Source organism: Anabaena sp. CCY 9910 (assembly GCF_963920875.1).
GTDB lineage: Bacteria > Cyanobacteriota > Cyanobacteriia > Cyanobacteriales > Nostocaceae > Trichormus > Trichormus variabilis.
The window spans coordinates 15,409-30,799 of record NZ_CAWUDJ010000015.1; the positions used below are offsets into that span (position 1 = coordinate 15,409).

The 15,391-nt window shown below is 41.8% G+C and carries 18 protein-coding genes; 9 read left to right on the top strand and 9 right to left on the bottom strand.

The features are described from left to right. Window positions 1-38: 38 nt before the first annotated feature. Complete coding sequence (locus tag ACM5QX_RS13365; RefSeq protein ID WP_414753938.1) at window positions 39-644, bottom strand: PepSY domain-containing protein; 606 nt, start codon at window positions 642-644, stop codon at window positions 39-41. A gap of 502 nt (window positions 645-1,146) precedes the next feature. Between ACM5QX_RS13365 and ACM5QX_RS13370 the strand changes: the two genes are divergently transcribed. The 5 genes from ACM5QX_RS13370 to ACM5QX_RS13390 all read left to right on the top strand — a co-directional run bounded on the left by ACM5QX_RS13370 (window position 1,147) and on the right by ACM5QX_RS13390 (window position 7,199). Further along, window positions 1,147-1,824 carry a response regulator transcription factor gene (locus ACM5QX_RS13370; protein ID WP_414753939.1) on the top strand — a complete coding sequence of 226 codons (678 nt, stop codon included), beginning with the start codon at window positions 1,147-1,149 and terminating at the stop codon, window positions 1,822-1,824. Then, the gene (locus tag ACM5QX_RS13375; protein WP_414753940.1) at window positions 1,769-3,172 is read left to right on the top strand and encodes a sensor histidine kinase; all 1,404 of its coding nucleotides are present in this window, start codon (window positions 1,769-1,771) and stop codon (window positions 3,170-3,172) included. Before ACM5QX_RS13370 ends, ACM5QX_RS13375 begins: the two co-directional genes overlap by 56 nt. A 178-nt stretch (window positions 3,173-3,350) precedes the next feature. Next, the gene (locus ACM5QX_RS13380) at window positions 3,351-4,037 is read left to right on the top strand and encodes a rubrerythrin family protein (RefSeq protein WP_414753941.1); all 687 of its coding nucleotides are present in this window, start codon (window positions 3,351-3,353) and stop codon (window positions 4,035-4,037) included. A 3-nt stretch (window positions 4,038-4,040) separates the two neighbouring features. Then, complete coding sequence (locus ACM5QX_RS13385) at window positions 4,041-4,469, top strand: ubiquinol-cytochrome c reductase iron-sulfur subunit (protein ID WP_414753943.1); 429 nt, start codon at window positions 4,041-4,043, stop codon at window positions 4,467-4,469. A gap of 120 nt (window positions 4,470-4,589) precedes the next feature. Then, window positions 4,590-7,199 carry a cation-translocating P-type ATPase gene (locus ACM5QX_RS13390; protein ID WP_414753944.1) on the top strand — a complete coding sequence of 870 codons (2,610 nt, stop codon included), beginning with the start codon at window positions 4,590-4,592 and terminating at the stop codon, window positions 7,197-7,199. Window positions 7,200-7,292: 93 nt separating this feature from the next. Here ACM5QX_RS13390 and ACM5QX_RS13395 read toward each other — a convergent pair whose 3' ends face one another. The 6 genes from ACM5QX_RS13395 to ACM5QX_RS13420 all read right to left on the bottom strand — a co-directional run bounded on the left by ACM5QX_RS13395 (window position 7,293) and on the right by ACM5QX_RS13420 (window position 10,677). Then, window positions 7,293-7,427: a hypothetical protein gene (locus ACM5QX_RS13395; protein ID WP_414753945.1), complete on the bottom strand. Its 135-nt coding sequence runs from the start codon at window positions 7,425-7,427 to the stop codon at window positions 7,293-7,295. A 10-nt stretch (window positions 7,428-7,437) separates the two neighbouring features. Further along, window positions 7,438-8,604: a hypothetical protein gene (locus ACM5QX_RS13400; protein ID WP_414753946.1), complete on the bottom strand. Its 1,167-nt coding sequence runs from the start codon at window positions 8,602-8,604 to the stop codon at window positions 7,438-7,440. Between the two features lie 213 nt (window positions 8,605-8,817). Then, window positions 8,818-8,964: a CapA family protein gene (locus ACM5QX_RS13405; protein ID WP_414753947.1), complete on the bottom strand. Its 147-nt coding sequence runs from the start codon at window positions 8,962-8,964 to the stop codon at window positions 8,818-8,820. Between the two features lie 56 nt (window positions 8,965-9,020). Continuing rightward, complete coding sequence (locus ACM5QX_RS13410) at window positions 9,021-9,587, bottom strand: HPF/RaiA family ribosome-associated protein (protein WP_414753948.1); 567 nt, start codon at window positions 9,585-9,587, stop codon at window positions 9,021-9,023. A gap of 63 nt (window positions 9,588-9,650) precedes the next feature. Beyond that, a complete protein-coding gene (locus ACM5QX_RS13415; protein WP_414753949.1) occupies window positions 9,651-9,815 on the bottom strand; it encodes a hypothetical protein in 165 nt (54 codons plus the stop codon). 208 nt (window positions 9,816-10,023) lie between these two features. Continuing rightward, the gene (locus tag ACM5QX_RS13420) at window positions 10,024-10,677 is read right to left on the bottom strand and encodes a phosphoribosyltransferase (RefSeq protein WP_414753950.1); all 654 of its coding nucleotides are present in this window, start codon (window positions 10,675-10,677) and stop codon (window positions 10,024-10,026) included. Window positions 10,678-10,864: 187 nt separating this feature from the next. On the opposite strand from ACM5QX_RS13420, the gene ACM5QX_RS13425 reads away from it, so the two are divergent. The 3 genes from ACM5QX_RS13425 to ACM5QX_RS13435 are packed head-to-tail and all read left to right on the top strand — an operon-like array spanning window position 10,865 to window position 12,702. Then, window positions 10,865-11,296: a pentapeptide repeat-containing protein gene (locus ACM5QX_RS13425; RefSeq protein WP_414753952.1), complete on the top strand. Its 432-nt coding sequence runs from the start codon at window positions 10,865-10,867 to the stop codon at window positions 11,294-11,296. Window positions 11,297-11,310: 14 nt separating this feature from the next. Next, window positions 11,311-12,489 (top strand): M20 metallopeptidase family protein, encoded by a 1,179-nt coding sequence (locus tag ACM5QX_RS13430; RefSeq protein WP_414753953.1) that lies wholly within the window; start codon window positions 11,311-11,313, stop codon window positions 12,487-12,489. Window positions 12,490-12,522: 33 nt separating this feature from the next. Continuing rightward, entirely contained in the window at window positions 12,523-12,702 is a 180-nt protein-coding gene (locus ACM5QX_RS13435) for an archease (RefSeq protein ID WP_414753954.1), read from the top strand. A 313-nt stretch (window positions 12,703-13,015) separates the two neighbouring features. Here the strand turns inward: ACM5QX_RS13435 and ACM5QX_RS13440 are convergent, their stop codons facing one another. Together ACM5QX_RS13440 and ACM5QX_RS13445 are read right to left on the bottom strand one after the other, a co-directional pair. Further along, window positions 13,016-13,432 (bottom strand): hypothetical protein, encoded by a 417-nt coding sequence (locus tag ACM5QX_RS13440; RefSeq protein ID WP_414753955.1) that lies wholly within the window; start codon window positions 13,430-13,432, stop codon window positions 13,016-13,018. Window positions 13,433-13,590: 158 nt separating this feature from the next. After that, window positions 13,591-13,980 carry a hypothetical protein gene (locus tag ACM5QX_RS13445; RefSeq protein ID WP_414753956.1) on the bottom strand — a complete coding sequence of 130 codons (390 nt, stop codon included), beginning with the start codon at window positions 13,978-13,980 and terminating at the stop codon, window positions 13,591-13,593. 77 nt (window positions 13,981-14,057) lie between these two features. On the opposite strand from ACM5QX_RS13445, the gene ACM5QX_RS13450 reads away from it, so the two are divergent. Beyond that, on the top strand, window positions 14,058-15,062 hold the full coding sequence (locus ACM5QX_RS13450; RefSeq protein WP_414753957.1) for a metallophosphoesterase: 1,005 nt from the start codon (window positions 14,058-14,060) through the stop codon (window positions 15,060-15,062). Window positions 15,063-15,391 lie beyond the last annotated feature (329 nt).

Consider the following 15,391-nt stretch of genomic DNA (forward strand, 5'->3'; position numbering starts at 1 on the left):
TCACTTAAATAACTTAAAAATCAGAAAATTGTAAATGCTTAATCATCTATTTGTTCACTTTCTGGAACTGGGGAACGACGCTTGCGAAAAATTCCTGTCATACTGATGCCTGTAAATAGCATAGCAATCAGTCCTAAACCAACAAGAAAAACATAAATAGGTTTGCCAAAACTCCCGAAATAGCTACCTTGATGAATTGTCATTAATAATTCAATTTGTTCTTCTGATAATCCCAACCAGCTTTCGCCAACTCGGTAAGCAATACCAGTAACAGCACTAGCTAATAAGGGTAGAAAAATAATAGGTGCAACAATACTGTGAATGGTTCGGACAGTCAGTTTAGATTGTGCTTTATTTAATCGAGATTGCTTCGATTTACGAATCATACCAAATCCGGTAATTACCAATCCCACTAGTCCCAGCCCTACCAAGGATACATAAACTGGTTCTAGTGGTTTACCCAAAAAAGTACCCTGGTGAATTGCCAGGAAAATCTCGGCAGTGTCTTTAGGTATCCCAAACCAACTTCTTCCCAGACGATAAGCAATACCAGTCAACGCACTCAGCAGTAGAGGAATGAATAAAATCGGCGCAATGTTACGATGGAGTTTCCGAAATTCACGAGACTGATTGATCTTAACCATTAGAACCTCTTGAATGAATACAATATTGCTGAGGTTGGAGGTTTAACAATACTTGTTTAAAATAAATGTGCTACTTAACCTCAAACTAACTTTGAGCATAAGACAGGAAAAGTAAAGAACTTGGAAAGATGTACCACCAAGGTAAAAATCCTCATATACTTCATTCATGTCTGATTTTAGACTTGACTTGATTACTTATATAATGTCTGGAAACAATTAAAGGTTATTTATAAAGAAAAAATAAAATTACTGTAGGGGAGCCAGTGCGTTGCGGAGGTTCCCTCCGTTGTAGCAACTGGCGTTGTGTTAGGCGCTGATTTCCCAGATGATTGGTCACAAAATAAATATCCTCGCGCCTAACGCACCATCCGTGAGGCGGTGCGTTACGGCTAAATTTTCTTGTCTTTCCGTCCCGAATCCTTTCATAGCCGTAACACACCCTACTTAAGATTTACTTTACAAATAGTCTCTTAATAAGAAATACTGTAATAGTGATTATGCAATGAAATTTTTATTAGTTGAAGATGATGAACGGATTGCTGCATCTCTTACAGAAGCCTTAACTGACAATAATTACGCGATTGATGTAGCTGGTGACGGTGAGGAAGGATGGGACTTCATAACAGCATTTGACTATGATCTAATCCTTCTGGATGTGATGCTACCAAAATTGAATGGTATAGAATTGTGTCAAAGATTACGTCAGCGTGGTTATGGGCTGCCAGTACTGATGTTGACTGCGAGAGATAGCAGTACTGATAAAGTACTAGGTTTGGATGCGGGTGCAGATGATTACGTCATCAAACCTTTTGATTTAAAAGAATTACTAGCACGTATTCGGGCTTTGCTGCGACGTGGAAATACGACAATATCGACTTTTTTGGAGTGGGGCGGACTGCGGCTTGACCCAGCCAACTGTACTGTTACTTACAAAGAGCAATTGTTATTAATGACACCTAAGGAGTACCAATTACTAGAACTTTTTCTCCGTAATAATGGGCACATTCTCAGTCGTCATCAAATTCTTGATCACCTGTGGTCATCTATTGATCCACCTGGACAAGATACAGTCAAGGTACATATTCGAGGAATACGTCAAAAACTCAAAGCCGCAGGAGCAAAAGATGATTTTATCGAAACTGTTTATGGGCTTGGGTATCGGCTTAACCAAAACTTCTAGAAATAAAAGCAGGGTTGTTGTTAGAAAGTTTACCGTACCTTGGCGGCGGTTAGATATTTTAACTAACCCCCAGTTTCGTGCTACCGGTTGGCGACTACTCTTATCTTATTTAATAGCAATGATGGTAGTTATGGGACTGTCATCGGTGGTAGTGTATCACTTTTTTGCTTATAGTCTCAGTCAGCAATTAGATAGGCAGTTGTTGACGTTGGCGGATGCAGCAGCTCATAATTTATCGGCTATTAAGGTGGATAAGATGGCTGTAAACCGCAAGATGCCGCGAATTTTAGATAATGATGGGGATTTAGATATTCCTTGGCAAGATTTACGGTTATATCGTCAGAGTGTGGAATGGTTTGATGCTGGGCAGCAATTATTAGGAAAGGCAGGAAAGCAATTTCCCCAAACACCATTTCTGACTAATTTTCACTCGTGGCAGCAAAATGGCATCAGGATATTAACTGTTCCGGTTTATTCTTCAGGAAAAAATCAACAACTTTTAGGTTATGTGCGTGTAAGTGCATCAACAGTTGAAATACAAAAAGAACTGGAGAGACTGTTGATGGGTTTGGGTATTGGTGGTGTTTTGGGGATGGTTTTAATTAGTGGCACAGGTTGGTGGTTAACGAGTAAAGCTTTGCAACCGATTGAGCAGAGTTTCCAGCAATTACAACAGTTTACGGCGGATGCGTCCCATGAATTACGCAGTCCTCTGACGGCGATTAAAACGACTGTAGAAGTTATCCAAAATCACCCAGAACGTATTCATCCCAGTGATGTCAAAAAAATCGACATAATAGAGGGCGCAACAAAGCAGATGACTCACTTAGTAGAGGATTTACTGTTGTTAGCCAGAAGTGATTCTGCACCTATAAGTTTGCCTAAAACCGCAATTCCCATACCCATAGATGAAATTTTAATTGATTTAATTGATACCTTACAGCCGCAGGCAGAATCTCAAGAAATTACTTTAGAGGCTAACTTGATTGATGCGGTGTGGGTAAAGGGGGATGCACATCAGTTACAACGACTATTTGGGAATTTATTAGAAAATGCCCTGCAATATACGTCTAATGGTGGTTTAGTCAGGGTAGAAATCGTTAAAAGGGATGATTTTGTGGTGATTGAAGTGGCAGATACTGGTATTGGTATCGCACCTGAAAATCTGCCTTTTGTATTTAATCGCTTTTGGCGAGCTGAAAAAGCCCGTTCTCGTCGTCAAGGTGGTTCTGGTTTGGGTTTAGCTATTGCCCAAGCTATTACTCATACTCATGGTGGTGAGATTTCTGTGACGAGTAAAGTCGGTGTGGGAAGTTGTTTTCGGGTGAAGTTACCCATAGTTGAGTAATTTCTTTACTAGTTCCTTACTTTCTCTATTTTACTCTATGAGTTGTGTAGAGGTAAATCGATGTTCCCTGATAACTCGGCATATCTAACTCTGTTGTTAGTTATGGCGCAGGTAGCGCCTAAATAAATACCTCTACACACTTAATTCTGCGGCATTGCATCTATAGGAGAGTTTTATCATGAGTTTTACAGAGAAAGTGCGATTTTTTAAGACTGTTGCTGTATCTGGAGCAACTGCGCTAAGTATTCTAGGTTTAAATGGTTGCAATCCACAAACTCCAGTTGCAATTGTTGAACCATCTGTGCCTGTTGTTCAACCTGCTACCCAAGCTAATACTAAGCCTGAGTCTACCACAGTCAAAAATCTCATCTCTGCTTACAATGGGGAATCTAACGCCCATGTAATGTATCTGGCTTTTGCACAAAAAGCTGATGCGGAAGGTTACAAGGAGGTTGGTAGTCTCTTCCGCGCCGCCGCACGGGCAGAAGCGATTCACCGCGATAATCATGCCAAGGTGATTCAGGGAATGGGCGGCACACCGAAAAATAATATTGCTACACCTGTAGTCAAATCTACTGCTGAAAATCTGACACAGGCTATTAAAGGTGAGTCCTATGAACGCGATACTATGTATCCCGGCTTTATTAAAGAGGCGAAACAGGCTGGTAATCAAGCTGCTGTCCAAACCTTTAACTACGCTTTAGAAGCAGAAACGGGACACGCCAAACTTTACACTACAGCTAAGAATAACCTCGCTTCTTGGAAACAGGCAAATCGTCCTTTATATGTCTGTCCTGTATCTGGTTATACAACACTTGATACAAATAGTAAAAATTGTTTAAAGCCTTTTGAGAAGGTTAGCTAGGTTATGAATCGACGTGAATTTTTTGGCTGGGTGGGTTTAGGGGCAATTTCTACTTCCTTACCTGTGGCCATAGCCGCCTGTTCTTCTCAATCTTCACCTTCTAAGTTAAGTAATGCTCCACCTCGTTCTGATGGCTTTAAAGCTATAGGGACTGTAGCAGAGTTAGATCAAAAAGGTCATATTCTCAATCAGGATGTAATTATCATACGTAATCCCACTGAGAATAAGAGTCTGATTGCTGTCAATTCTACCTGTACTCATGCAGGTTGTGCTGTAAATTGGGAAGCAGATCAGAAATCTTTTGTTTGTCCCTGTCATGAGTCGAAATTTGCACCAGATGGCAAGGTGTTGGGAGGCCCTGCAACAAAACCATTACAAACTTACACAGCTAAGTTGGAAGGTGGGGATGTGTTGGTAATTCGTAATTCGTAATACCGCTACGCGGTTCGCGGTAGCGTTGCGTAGCAAAGCAAGCTACGTAATTCAAAAAACAGCGTTGCTGATTGACAAAATGAAAAATTCACGCAGAGTCGCAAAGCCGCAGGGAGAAAAATGGCTGATAAAATTGAACTCGCATCTATTACGGGGTTGTCTGCATCAGCCGTAGGCGATCGCCTGAAGCAAGAAGGGTATAATGAGCTACCATCTACCCAACAGCGTACTATCTGGGGAATTGCGCTGGAAATCTTCAAGGAGCCTATTTTCCTACTTTTGCTGGGCTGTGGTGTCATTTACTTGTTTCTGGGTGATGTTCAGGAAGCGTTAATCCTATTAGGCTTTGTTTTTTTCATTGTTGGCATTAACTTATACCAGGAACAGAAAACTGAAAAATCACTGGAAGCATTACGCGACCTCTCTAGTCCTCGTGCATTAGTGATTCGTGATGGAGAACGCCAACGGATTGCGGGACGGGAAGTGGTGCGTGAAGATGTGATTGTTTTGTCAGAGGGTGATAGAGTTCCTGCGGATGCTGTGGTGCTGTGGTCTACGCATTTGAGCGTCGATGAATCTCTGTTAACAGGTGAATCTTTGCCTGTACGCAAGCAATCAGTTAGGGACAGCACAGATTTAGCAAACACCATGATAACTGCAACACAGCACCGTCCTGGTGGTGAAGATTTGCCCTTTGTCTATTCGGGAACGCTGATAGTCCAAGGTCAGGGTATTGCTCAAGTTTATGCCACTGGTATGCAGACGGAAATGGGCAAGATTGGTAAAGCTTTGCAGACTGTGGAACCGGAACAGACGGTTCTGGAAAGGGAAACTCGACGCATTGTTAGTAAATTGACCTTTGTAGCGATCGCTATTTGTGTGGCTGTAGTCGTAATTTATGGCGCATCTACGAGCAATTGGCTACAAGGGGTTCTGGCAGGGTTGGCACTGGCGATGGCAATTTTGCCTAATGAAATTCCCGTAGTATTGGCGATTTTCTTGGCGTTGGGTGCTTGGAGATTTTCTTTAGCTAGGGTGTTGACTCGTCGCATCCCTGTAGTGGAAACACTGGGTTCTACTACGGTTCTGTGTGTCGATAAAACTGGGACACTGACTTTTAATCGGATGTCGGTGCAGCAATTATTTGTATCTCCCAATTTTTATGATGTCGCGTTGCATGAACGGGAAGCACTCCCAGAAACCTTTCATGAATTAATCGAATTTGGGATTTTAGCCAGTCGCAAAGACCCCTTCGACCCGATGGAAAAAGCCCTCAAACAAGTGGGTGATGACTATTTAGCGAGAACTGAACATTTACATCGTGACTGGGAGATATTGCGCGAGTATCCCCTGTCTGGTGAATTATTAGCCATGTCTTGTGTTTGGCGATCGCCAGAAAATAGATTAGTCATTGCTACCAAAGGTGCGCCAGAAGCGATCGCTGATCTATGTCACTTTAATGCCGAACAAATGCGAGACTTAGAGCAGCGTATCAATACAATGGCTGCTGCTGGTTTGCGAGTTTTGGGAATAGCGAAAGCGATCGGGCGACATCAATCAAACAATCAGCCAAACTCTCTTCCTGAAAAACAACATGACTTTGTATTTGCATTTTTGGGACTGGTAGGCATGGCCGATCCAGTGCGCCCTACTGTAGCGTCAGCTATTACTGAGTGTTATACTGCCGGGATTCGGGTTGTGATGATTACAGGTGATTATCCAGCAACAGCCCAAAATATTGCCCGTCAAATCGGACTGACACCCGCTACTGAAGTCATCACAGGAGCAGAATTAGAAAAGATGCCAGAAGGCGAGTTGCTTTCTCGGATTCAAACTGTGAATATCTTTGCACGGGTTGTCCCAGAGCAAAAATTACTGATTGTTAATGCCTTGAAGCGCTCAGGGGAAATCGTGGCGATGACTGGAGACGGGGTAAACGATGCCCCAGCTTTGAAAGCGGCGCATATTGGCATTGCAATGGGCGAACGGGGTACAGATGTGGCGCGGGAGTCTGCGGACTTAGTGTTGCTAGATGATGATTTTTCTTCCATTGTCAAGTCCGTCAGGCTGGGGCGACGAGTATTTGACAACCTGAAAAAAGGTATGGCTTATACCTTAGCGGTTCATATCCCCATTGCTGGAATGTCGTTGATTCCTGTAATCTTTCATTGGCCTTTAGTGTTATTACCTATCCACATTGCCTTCCTACACCTAATTATTGACCCAGCTTGTACTGTAGTGTTTGAGGCAGAGCCAGAAGAAAGTAATGTGATGAAGCGTCCACCCCGCAACCCAAAGGAGCCATTATTTAGCCGTCGCACTTTGAAATTAGCATTGTTGCAAGGATTAAGTGTATTAGTAGTGCTAGTAGCTGTATTTGCTGTGTCTTATTATTCTGGAAACGGAGAATTTGATGCCCGCGCTCTTGCTTTCACCACCTTAATTGTATCGAATTTGAGTATGATTTTGAGCAATCGCTCTTGGTCGCGCACCATTCCAGAGATGTTACGCACTCCCAATCAAGCACTGTGGTGGGTACTGGGTGGTGCAGTAGTTTTTATGGGACTCGTGCTGTATTTTCCTGTATTGCGGCATCTATTCCGTTTTTCTTTTCTGCATTTTGATGATTTAATAATTAGTCTCGCCTCTGGAGTATTCAGTATTTTGTGGTTTGAGGGACTGAAAATTTGGCGACGAAAAAAAGATAATACACGACGGGCATTTGACTAATTTGTGATGCAATAAAACGGTTATTTGGCAAGTACCAGCACACCAAGGAATCCATTTGACAATCCAGATAAGGATTTGCCAAGTCAACCTTGTTCAAAATACTTCGGAAAAACCAACAGTATCAAACCACCATGCTTCGGTCAAAATATGCACCAGTGTTTTGGATAGAGACAAACCAACAATCACAATCAAGATGATTATTAGAATGCCTCTCTGCTTCAGGTTCATAATTTACCTATCAATAGCGAAATACCGCAGCTAATGGGGTACCATCTGGCATTTCAGCCGATTCAACTGCATAGACAATACCGCCATTTAAAATAGTTTGAGTTGCAGCGAAATCTAATAATTCCTCGTCGTTGGGTTCTGCGTCGGAATGTACCTGGACTGTTTGGGTATCCGAGTCAAAAGTACCCCACTGCTGCTGACCGAGGGCGACAATTAACTTGTCAACCCGTCCCTGACAAGCAGCCGGAATAGTTTCCGTAATTTGGCTGGAGGCTTTTCCAGTTCCTAGCAGTTCCCTGTATTGATTGATTGCATCTTGCTGTGCTTGCAAAAATAATGGTTCTACTATTTCCCAAGCTTGGGTGTGTAATTCTTCTGGTGATAGCAGTTCTGGATTACCTGTTATCCCAGTATCCACGAGATTAGGATAAGTATTTGCCTCTCGGTAAATTGGCAAAAGATACTCTACCCCAGCCAGCACTAAGGGAGCGTGTTCTGCTTTGAGTAACTCCTGCAACGCTTCATTGACCCGATGGAAGTACAGGCTGAGGTTTTCCTTCTCATCCTCATCACCAGCACCATGACCGTGAAATACCGTGACTCCACCAGAAGCGGCGCGTCGTCCACCTGTTGCGCCTGGAGTACCTGTATGGGAAGGTGTTTGTCGTTCTGGTTCTTCAAACCGTAGTACTTCTTCCAGACTTGGTAGTACCCCAGTTAAATCAATCTCTTCAATATGATGGTGAGTTCCTGCTAATAGCCGAATCAGATTATGGCTGAGAGCCAGGATATAGAAATGTCCATCACTCTGGAATAAGGGGAATAGAGGTTTAAGGTAAAAATGGTTACTTACAGTTACTCGTTCTGTAAAATCTATAGGCACAGAGTAATATTGGAAAAAATCTTGTGAGCGGAAGACTGCTAAACCATTACTTTGATGTTGCCAAAATTCATAATCATCTAGCTCTTTGACTGGTTCGAGTAAGTTTTTGGCATCTTCAGAACGCCAACCATGCTCAATCAGGCGTTCTTCAGCTTCTCGAATTAAGTTCTTAAACCGGATAGGATTTTGTTGGGTGTCCATCCCGGCATGGCAAGTTGGGAGAAAAATCGATACACAGACTTCTCTGGGTTGTTTTGCTAGTGTTTCGAGTTCTGCAAGAGAGAGTAATTTCATTTGTTTATCTCCTGTGTTTATAGAGAAGGGTTAGAACTGATAGTGGCGTTTTTCCCAGCCCCCAAGTTAACTTCTAATCCTTCTGTTGTTTGTATGATACTGGTATTGAAACTTGCACAAAGAAACTGCATACGCTGGCAGATAGCAGTAAATTCTCCACATTTAGCTAGGGCAACTTGCGTGTAACTTAAAAGTACAGGTATTAAACACAACTTATATAAACATCACCGCATCTGCACCGCGTAAAATCGGCAAAACATCTCCCCAAAAGGACTCTGCTGACCTCCGGGACATCTCTTCGTTGACACCCCGGCCCAGCATAACATCGCCAATAAATGCTAAAGTGACGGACTTTGCCATAGGCGGAAGTGGTTGATGTTCTCTGGACTATTCAAAAAGTGGTTTAAATCAACAGCCTAACCTTGTAGGCGATGCTTACCAATCAATCTAACAGTACTAGCCTGCGGTCCTTTATCACCTTCTTCCTCTGCAAAACGAATTTCGTCTCCCACCTGCAACTGCTCAAAATCACCATTGAATAGACTATTGCGGTGAAAATAAACTTCGCTACCATCAGGTGTTTCGATAAAACCGTAGCCTTCATCAGAGAACAAAGACGTAATTCGTCCATGAGGCTGTTCTTCATGAGTTTTGGTTTCCTGACGCAGCATACTGGTGTGGTCTTGCAGTTTACGCTTGGCTGCATCAAAAGCATCACGAATTGCTACATAAATATCCTCGTGGGATTGATGTTCAGGTGGGTCACGGTTGACAACAATTTCCCCTGTTGGCACAGTGATGTCAATTCGCACCTGATAAAGTTTACCGTTACGTTGATGTCGATGTGGGGCATCAACTATGACTCGACAGCTCGTAATCCGGTTATAAAAATGCTCTAGTTTATCAGCTAAGGAGCGAATTTTTGCTTCTACCGCTTCTGATGGTGGGATGTTGTGAAAGGTGATTTGTAGTGGAATGATCATGTGTTCTCCTATTTCTCAAGTATCTCTTGCCTGGATTGACAGATTGCTCAAGCAATATGCTAATTAAGATGCGTTTTCCCAATCACATAACAACTCATGCTCTTTTTTTACTGGGAGTTGACGGAGGGGAACTTGAGGAGTACCAATATCTGTTGAATGTTGAGATAACCGTTTTTTCTTAATTACCTTTTCTACCTGCAATTTTGGTTGAGTGGCTGTAATAGTCATTCTACTCACCTCCCACACTAAATCAGGAAGGAAAAATCGTTATATCTGCGACATATATAGCAGCAATTACAACTCAGTAATCAATGTATATGAAAATTTTGAACTTGAATTATTAACCTTTACCTTCCATTTCTATTATTTCTCTAAAAGTCAATACCAACGAAGAAACGATAAAAAAGTATATAAAATTTTAAGAACTAACTGCAAATTACTGTGTCAAAATTTCGTAAATTGCAGTATCACTAATTTGAGCAAAATTCTCATACCAGAGAGCGATTGCATACAAAGGTTCTGGTGTTATTAAACATATAAGTTTATCTACCTCGCGGCTTAATTCTTGACAAGTTTTAGCTAATCCTACAGGAACTGCAACAATAATTTTCTGAGGCTTTTGTTCTCTTACAATAGCAATGGCAGCACGCATGGTTGAGCCAGTGGCGATACCATCATCCACAAGAATGATAGTGCGATTGCTAATTTCTAATGGCAAAAGATGACCTCGATAAGCTCTGTCGCATCGCTCTAATTCTCGTTGTTCTCTAGCCGCAACATCATCAATTGTTTTACCCGAAATACCCAACCAACTCACAACATCATAATTAAGGCAACGTACACCACCAAAGGCAATGCTACCCATTGCTAATTCTTTATGTCCTGGAACAGTCAGTTTCCTCACCAAACAAATATTCCACGATACATTTAAAGCTGTGGCTACTTCAAAAGCAACAGGTACACCACCGCGCACGAGTCCTAACACTAACACATCTGGATTATGGGCACAATCTGTCAGTTTGTTAGCTAATTGTTGCCCTGCTTTAGCGCGATTTCGGAATCTTGTTTTGATTTGACTCATGGTAGCCATAACTGACCGCCGCTTGCAAGATATCTTTTAGGTTAGGTAACAAATTTGAGAAAGTTATGAGGAAAGTTAAACTACTTCACAACTTTCTCGAATTTTTCTTTTAGCATTAAATTAAAGCCAAAAATTTGAGTCACGTTGCACCTAGAAATTTAAACACTTCTAACTTAGAAAAACTGGTGAATTCACTATGAAAAACCTATCTAATCAACCAGTGAAAAGCGCTCATGAACTCAAAAGAAAGTATGAAACAGGAGAAAGAGACTTTCGCGCAGCTGAGTTATCTAAAGTTGACTTACAAGAAACTTATTTAGAAGGAGTAGACCTGAGCGGAGCCAACTTGGATGCAGCCAAACTGAGTAAAGCAGACTTGAGTGGTGCTAATCTCAGTGGAGTTTATTTAAGAAAGGCAAATCTAAGGGGAGCTAACCTCAGTGGTGCAGATTTGTTTAAAGACAAATTGGTGGGAGCAAATTTGAGTGAAGCTGATCTTCGAGGCGCAGATTTGAGAGGAGCTAATTTGAACGGGGCTAACTTAAATGCAGCCAAATATGACAGCTACACAGTTTTTCCAGAGGATTTTGACCCTGTAAGCGCCAAAATGATGCAGTTGGAGGAATAACAAGGAGATATGTTATGGCTCACGTCCTGACATCTGAGAAAGTCTTCCCTCGAATGGTAGATTTACGCAGACATTTACACAGCCATCCTGAACTGGCATTTGAGGAAAAAAAGACGGCATCCATCGTTATAGATGAACTTAAGCGTTTAGGTATTCCATTCTGGTATGGCGGGGTGGGTAGTGGCATCATTGCCAAACTGATCAATGCTGGACAAAGAGCGCCGACAATTGCTTTGCGGGCTGATATGGATGCTCTCCCCGGACAAGAAAATACAGGGTTACCCTTTGCTTCTTTACACCCAGGTAAGATGCACGCCTGCGGTCACGACGGTCACATGGCGATGGTGTTGGGTGCAGCAGCTTTATTGAAAGAGAATCCGCCACCAGGAAACGTGGTCTTCATCTTTCAACCTGCGGAAGAAAAGGGTGCTGGCGCGAAAGTGATGATTCAAGCTGGTGCTTTAGAAGGAGTAAATGCTATCTTTGGCGGTCATGTCACCCGTCACTACCAAGTCGGCGAGATTATGGTTGCCAAGGGAGTCATTACTGCCCAATCTGATGGCTTTACTATTCGTGTCAAAGGAAGAGGCGGACACGGAGCTAGACCCCATGAAGCTGTTGATGCTGTAGTTGTTGCCGGACTGCTAATTATGGCTGTGCAAACCCTAGTTTCACGAGAAATCAACCCCGCCTATCCTTCAGTAGTTACTATCGGCAAAGTAGAAGCTGGTAGTGCAGGTAATGTCATCGCTGAGGAAGCAATTCTAGAAGGTACTATTCGCACCACAAACTTAGATGTGCAGAATCACATAATGGATGGACTGAAGCGCATAGCTACAGCCGTAGGAGAACTGCACAATGCCAGAGTAGAGGTAGAAATTCGCCACGGATATCCACCTGTCATTAATACAGGAAAAGAAACAGAAATTGCTCGACGGGCTATAGTTGATATTTTGGGTTCCAAGGGATTAGTCACAATGGATTATCCCAGCATGGGAGCAGAAGATTTTTCTTTCTACTTGTTACACGTTCCTGGGTGTTACGTCAGATTTGGTGCTTGTCAACAAGGTTGTGAAAACATCCCGTTGCATAGTCCTTCCTTTGACTTTGACGAAGAAGCATTGAAAGTTGGCGCAGCTTTTTTTGATCGGGTGGTTCGAGAAGCGATCGCAGATTATGCAGATAACTCCTAGTAGAAAACAGCAGAAGGCACTGAAGTAATATTCATGAAAAGCGCAGATTTAAGCAATTTGGCAGGGTTTCAAGAAGTTGAACATACAGCTGACTGGGCTTATCGCGTTTGGGGGCAGAATTTAACTCAGTTATTTATCCAAGCAGCGATCGCTCTTTATTATTTAGCTGATGTTCAATTAACTTCAGAGTCTTCAATTACGCGAAAAATTTAACTCCAAGGTGTTAATTATATCAGCCTACTGGTTGCTTAGTTGAATGAACTTTTGTATTTACATGAAAGTGAAAACTTAGCATTTAACCAATTTAAAATCTTGCATCTCGATGCACACTTCCAATTATAGAGAATAGAAATTTAGCACCCTCCAAAGTTGGAATAGTTGGTAAAAATAGAATTCCGATACCAAGAAATGGGGTAGTCAGAAAAACCAGAAGTTTGAAATTTCGATGATACATTGTCTTGCATTTACTACAATTATTGGCATAACAGCCACCGCCTTTGCGTCCACTGTAAACTGTGGTTAGGTGCTAACTGCCATGTTTTTTCGACTGACTCACCATGAAAACTAAGCCAGAAGCAACAATTTGATAAGGAATGAGCAAAACTGCCCCAGTAATAGCTTTAAAAGTCCACCCAATGCCCATTATCGATCGATAAAGTTTTATTGCTTCGTCTCTGAATTCTGGAGCAATATTTCTGAGTCGGTCTTCGTCTGACCAGCCATTAAAATCAAAACCCAGATAATCAAGCCGCATCTCGGCTTGATTATCTGGTAAATATGCCAACAAAGTAACTAGAAGTACGCACGTCATCAAAGATAGAAAACTGCTTAATAGCAAACTAGTAACATAACCCTTCCGCCTTAACAAAAAGGGCATTGCAAATGGCGTTATTACCATCATTACCAAAATAGAAAAATAAATTACCGAAGATATATACTGCATTTTTACCTAACTATTTATTCCACAGGCGAAAATCACATCATTAATTGTACCTACTGAACTGATTATTAATTTTGATAAGCAGGCAGTTGACAGTTGGTAAAAGCCATGATTTTTAGGATTTTCAGTATTTTAATGATGGTATGCTTCTTTACGTCAAACTATATTAGTAAAATTCGTCGATCGCAGTTTGCTTGTGTACCCGATCGCTCTCTTCCAGGTCTTACCCAAGCTATATCTCGGTCAGAATCCAACGTCATTTGTGTATCTCGCTCTACATCACTTTGAAATCCACCACGGGTTAAAAATCCGGGATTGTTGCGAGGACTGGTAAACATATGATAAACAATTACTGCCTCTGTCCGTCCCCAAAGATATTGTTGCGCTAGGGTGTCCGCGCCCCTCGCATCTCCAACAACAAAACATTCGTTTTGAGCGATCGCGCGATCGATCAAAGGACGGTAATGGATCTCAAATTCTGCTTGAGTTATATCAAGGTGTCCACTGATAAAATTAACAACCCTTTTACTTCTCATCTGCTGGCTTTCCATATCTTCACAACTTTTGCCTATATGCTACAAAAAGTAGTATATAGGCTACACTAAATTTATTCGATTGAACTTGAGTTATGCGAACAATTGTAGTTGGCGATATTCATGGTTGCTATGCAGAATTGCTTCAACTATTAGCCAAAGTAGAAATTACAGAAAAAGATTGTTTAGTCTCCTTGGGGGATATTGTTGATCGCGGGGTTGACTCAGTCAAGGTGTATGATTTTCTCAAAAATCGTCCTAATACCATCGTCTTGATGGGTAATCACGAACGCAAACATCTCAGACAAACTCTTTCCTACTCCCAGGAAATTGTCAAATTACAATTTGGCGACAGCTATGGCGAATTTTTAGAATGGATTAGTCATCTACCCTACTATCATGAAACCGAATCGGCAATTTTCGTTCATGCTGCGGTGGAAGATGGTATACCCATCGAGGAACAAAGGGAAGAGGTTTTATGTGGTTGCACTGCGGGTGAAAAACACCTGGGAAAACGCTATGGAGATAGTTCTTGGAGTCAGTTATATACTGGTGTTAAGCCAGTAATTTTTGGTCATCGCGTTGTTGGAGATCATCCCCTCATAATTCCCCAAAAAACCTACGGTATTGATACTGGAGCCTGTCATGGTGGGACATTGACAGCCCTAATTTTACCTAGTTTTGAAATTGTTCAAGTACAAGCAGCTAAAGACTATTGGCAAGAAGAGATAGTTAAATGGCAGTTGCCAGTGATGAAGGCTAAACCCTGGGGTAGTTATAAGTGGGAAAAAATTCAGGCGATTTGTGATGAGTTTAGAAATTCTGCAAATTCAGAATTATCGGCTTTTATTGCCCAGAAGGAACAGTGGATGTACGATTTACTTGCCCTTGCTCCCAAAATAATCTTGAAAGTAGAGGAAAAGCTGGCGGAATTGATTTCTGTTTATGGTAACGATGGGTTCAAAAAACCAGCTCGTTGTTTTAGCTATGCCACCCTACTATATCAAGCTAATGCTAGCAATCTGACAAGCAAATTTCTCCAACAAGCCCTGTCGACACCAGATAAGTGGTTGCAAATCATGAAGGAATTGGAAGTTTAGCCTGGTAACAGGTGTACTTATCCCCAAACGTTACACTCCAAGATTTCATCGTCTACTAGAAGCTCACCCAGTAGATAGCAAGTTATATAAACGTTTAATGTCGGCTGAAGAAGCCATTTATCATAGGAGATGGGATGATTTAATGGGACAAAGTAGCGCTTGTGGAGTGAAGCGATCGATCGCTTTGGCTCATCAAAAGCTTTAACCTTAGAATTATTTAATAAATTTTTTAGATTTACTCTCAGATTGCACTTATTCTCTAACTAAGGAAAGATGATTTAACTTGATAGACCCATCTAGAGATGAATAGAAACAAGCAGACTCAAGCA

Bases quoted from the DNA above. Each gene is read 5' to 3' on its own strand.
- ACM5QX_RS13365 (WP_414753938.1), bottom strand. From the start codon at position 644: ATGGTTAAGATCAATCAGTCTCGTGAATTTCGGAAACTCCATCGTAAC.
- ACM5QX_RS13370 (WP_414753939.1), top strand. From the start codon at position 1,147: ATGAAATTTTTATTAGTTGAAGATGATGAACGGATTGCTGCATCTCTT.
- ACM5QX_RS13375 (WP_414753940.1), top strand. From the start codon at position 1,769: ATGATTTTATCGAAACTGTTTATGGGCTTGGGTATCGGCTTAACCAAA.
- ACM5QX_RS13380 (WP_414753941.1), top strand. From the start codon at position 3,351: ATGAGTTTTACAGAGAAAGTGCGATTTTTTAAGACTGTTGCTGTATCT.
- ACM5QX_RS13385 (WP_414753943.1), top strand. From the start codon at position 4,041: ATGAATCGACGTGAATTTTTTGGCTGGGTGGGTTTAGGGGCAATTTCT.
- ACM5QX_RS13390 (WP_414753944.1), top strand. From the start codon at position 4,590: ATGGCTGATAAAATTGAACTCGCATCTATTACGGGGTTGTCTGCATCA.
- ACM5QX_RS13395 (WP_414753945.1), bottom strand. From the start codon at position 7,427: ATGAACCTGAAGCAGAGAGGCATTCTAATAATCATCTTGATTGTGATT.
- ACM5QX_RS13400 (WP_414753946.1), bottom strand. From the start codon at position 8,604: ATGAAATTACTCTCTCTTGCAGAACTCGAAACACTAGCAAAACAACCC.
- ACM5QX_RS13405 (WP_414753947.1), bottom strand. From the start codon at position 8,964: ATGGCAAAGTCCGTCACTTTAGCATTTATTGGCGATGTTATGCTGGGC.
- ACM5QX_RS13410 (WP_414753948.1), bottom strand. From the start codon at position 9,587: ATGATCATTCCACTACAAATCACCTTTCACAACATCCCACCATCAGAA.
- ACM5QX_RS13415 (WP_414753949.1), bottom strand. From the start codon at position 9,815: ATGACTATTACAGCCACTCAACCAAAATTGCAGGTAGAAAAGGTAATT.
- ACM5QX_RS13420 (WP_414753950.1), bottom strand. From the start codon at position 10,677: ATGGCTACCATGAGTCAAATCAAAACAAGATTCCGAAATCGCGCTAAA.
- ACM5QX_RS13425 (WP_414753952.1), top strand. From the start codon at position 10,865: ATGAAAAACCTATCTAATCAACCAGTGAAAAGCGCTCATGAACTCAAA.
- ACM5QX_RS13430 (WP_414753953.1), top strand. From the start codon at position 11,311: ATGGCTCACGTCCTGACATCTGAGAAAGTCTTCCCTCGAATGGTAGAT.
- ACM5QX_RS13435 (WP_414753954.1), top strand. From the start codon at position 12,523: ATGAAAAGCGCAGATTTAAGCAATTTGGCAGGGTTTCAAGAAGTTGAA.
- ACM5QX_RS13440 (WP_414753955.1), bottom strand. From the start codon at position 13,432: ATGCAGTATATATCTTCGGTAATTTATTTTTCTATTTTGGTAATGATG.
- ACM5QX_RS13445 (WP_414753956.1), bottom strand. From the start codon at position 13,980: ATGGAAAGCCAGCAGATGAGAAGTAAAAGGGTTGTTAATTTTATCAGT.
- ACM5QX_RS13450 (WP_414753957.1), top strand. From the start codon at position 14,058: ATGCGAACAATTGTAGTTGGCGATATTCATGGTTGCTATGCAGAATTG.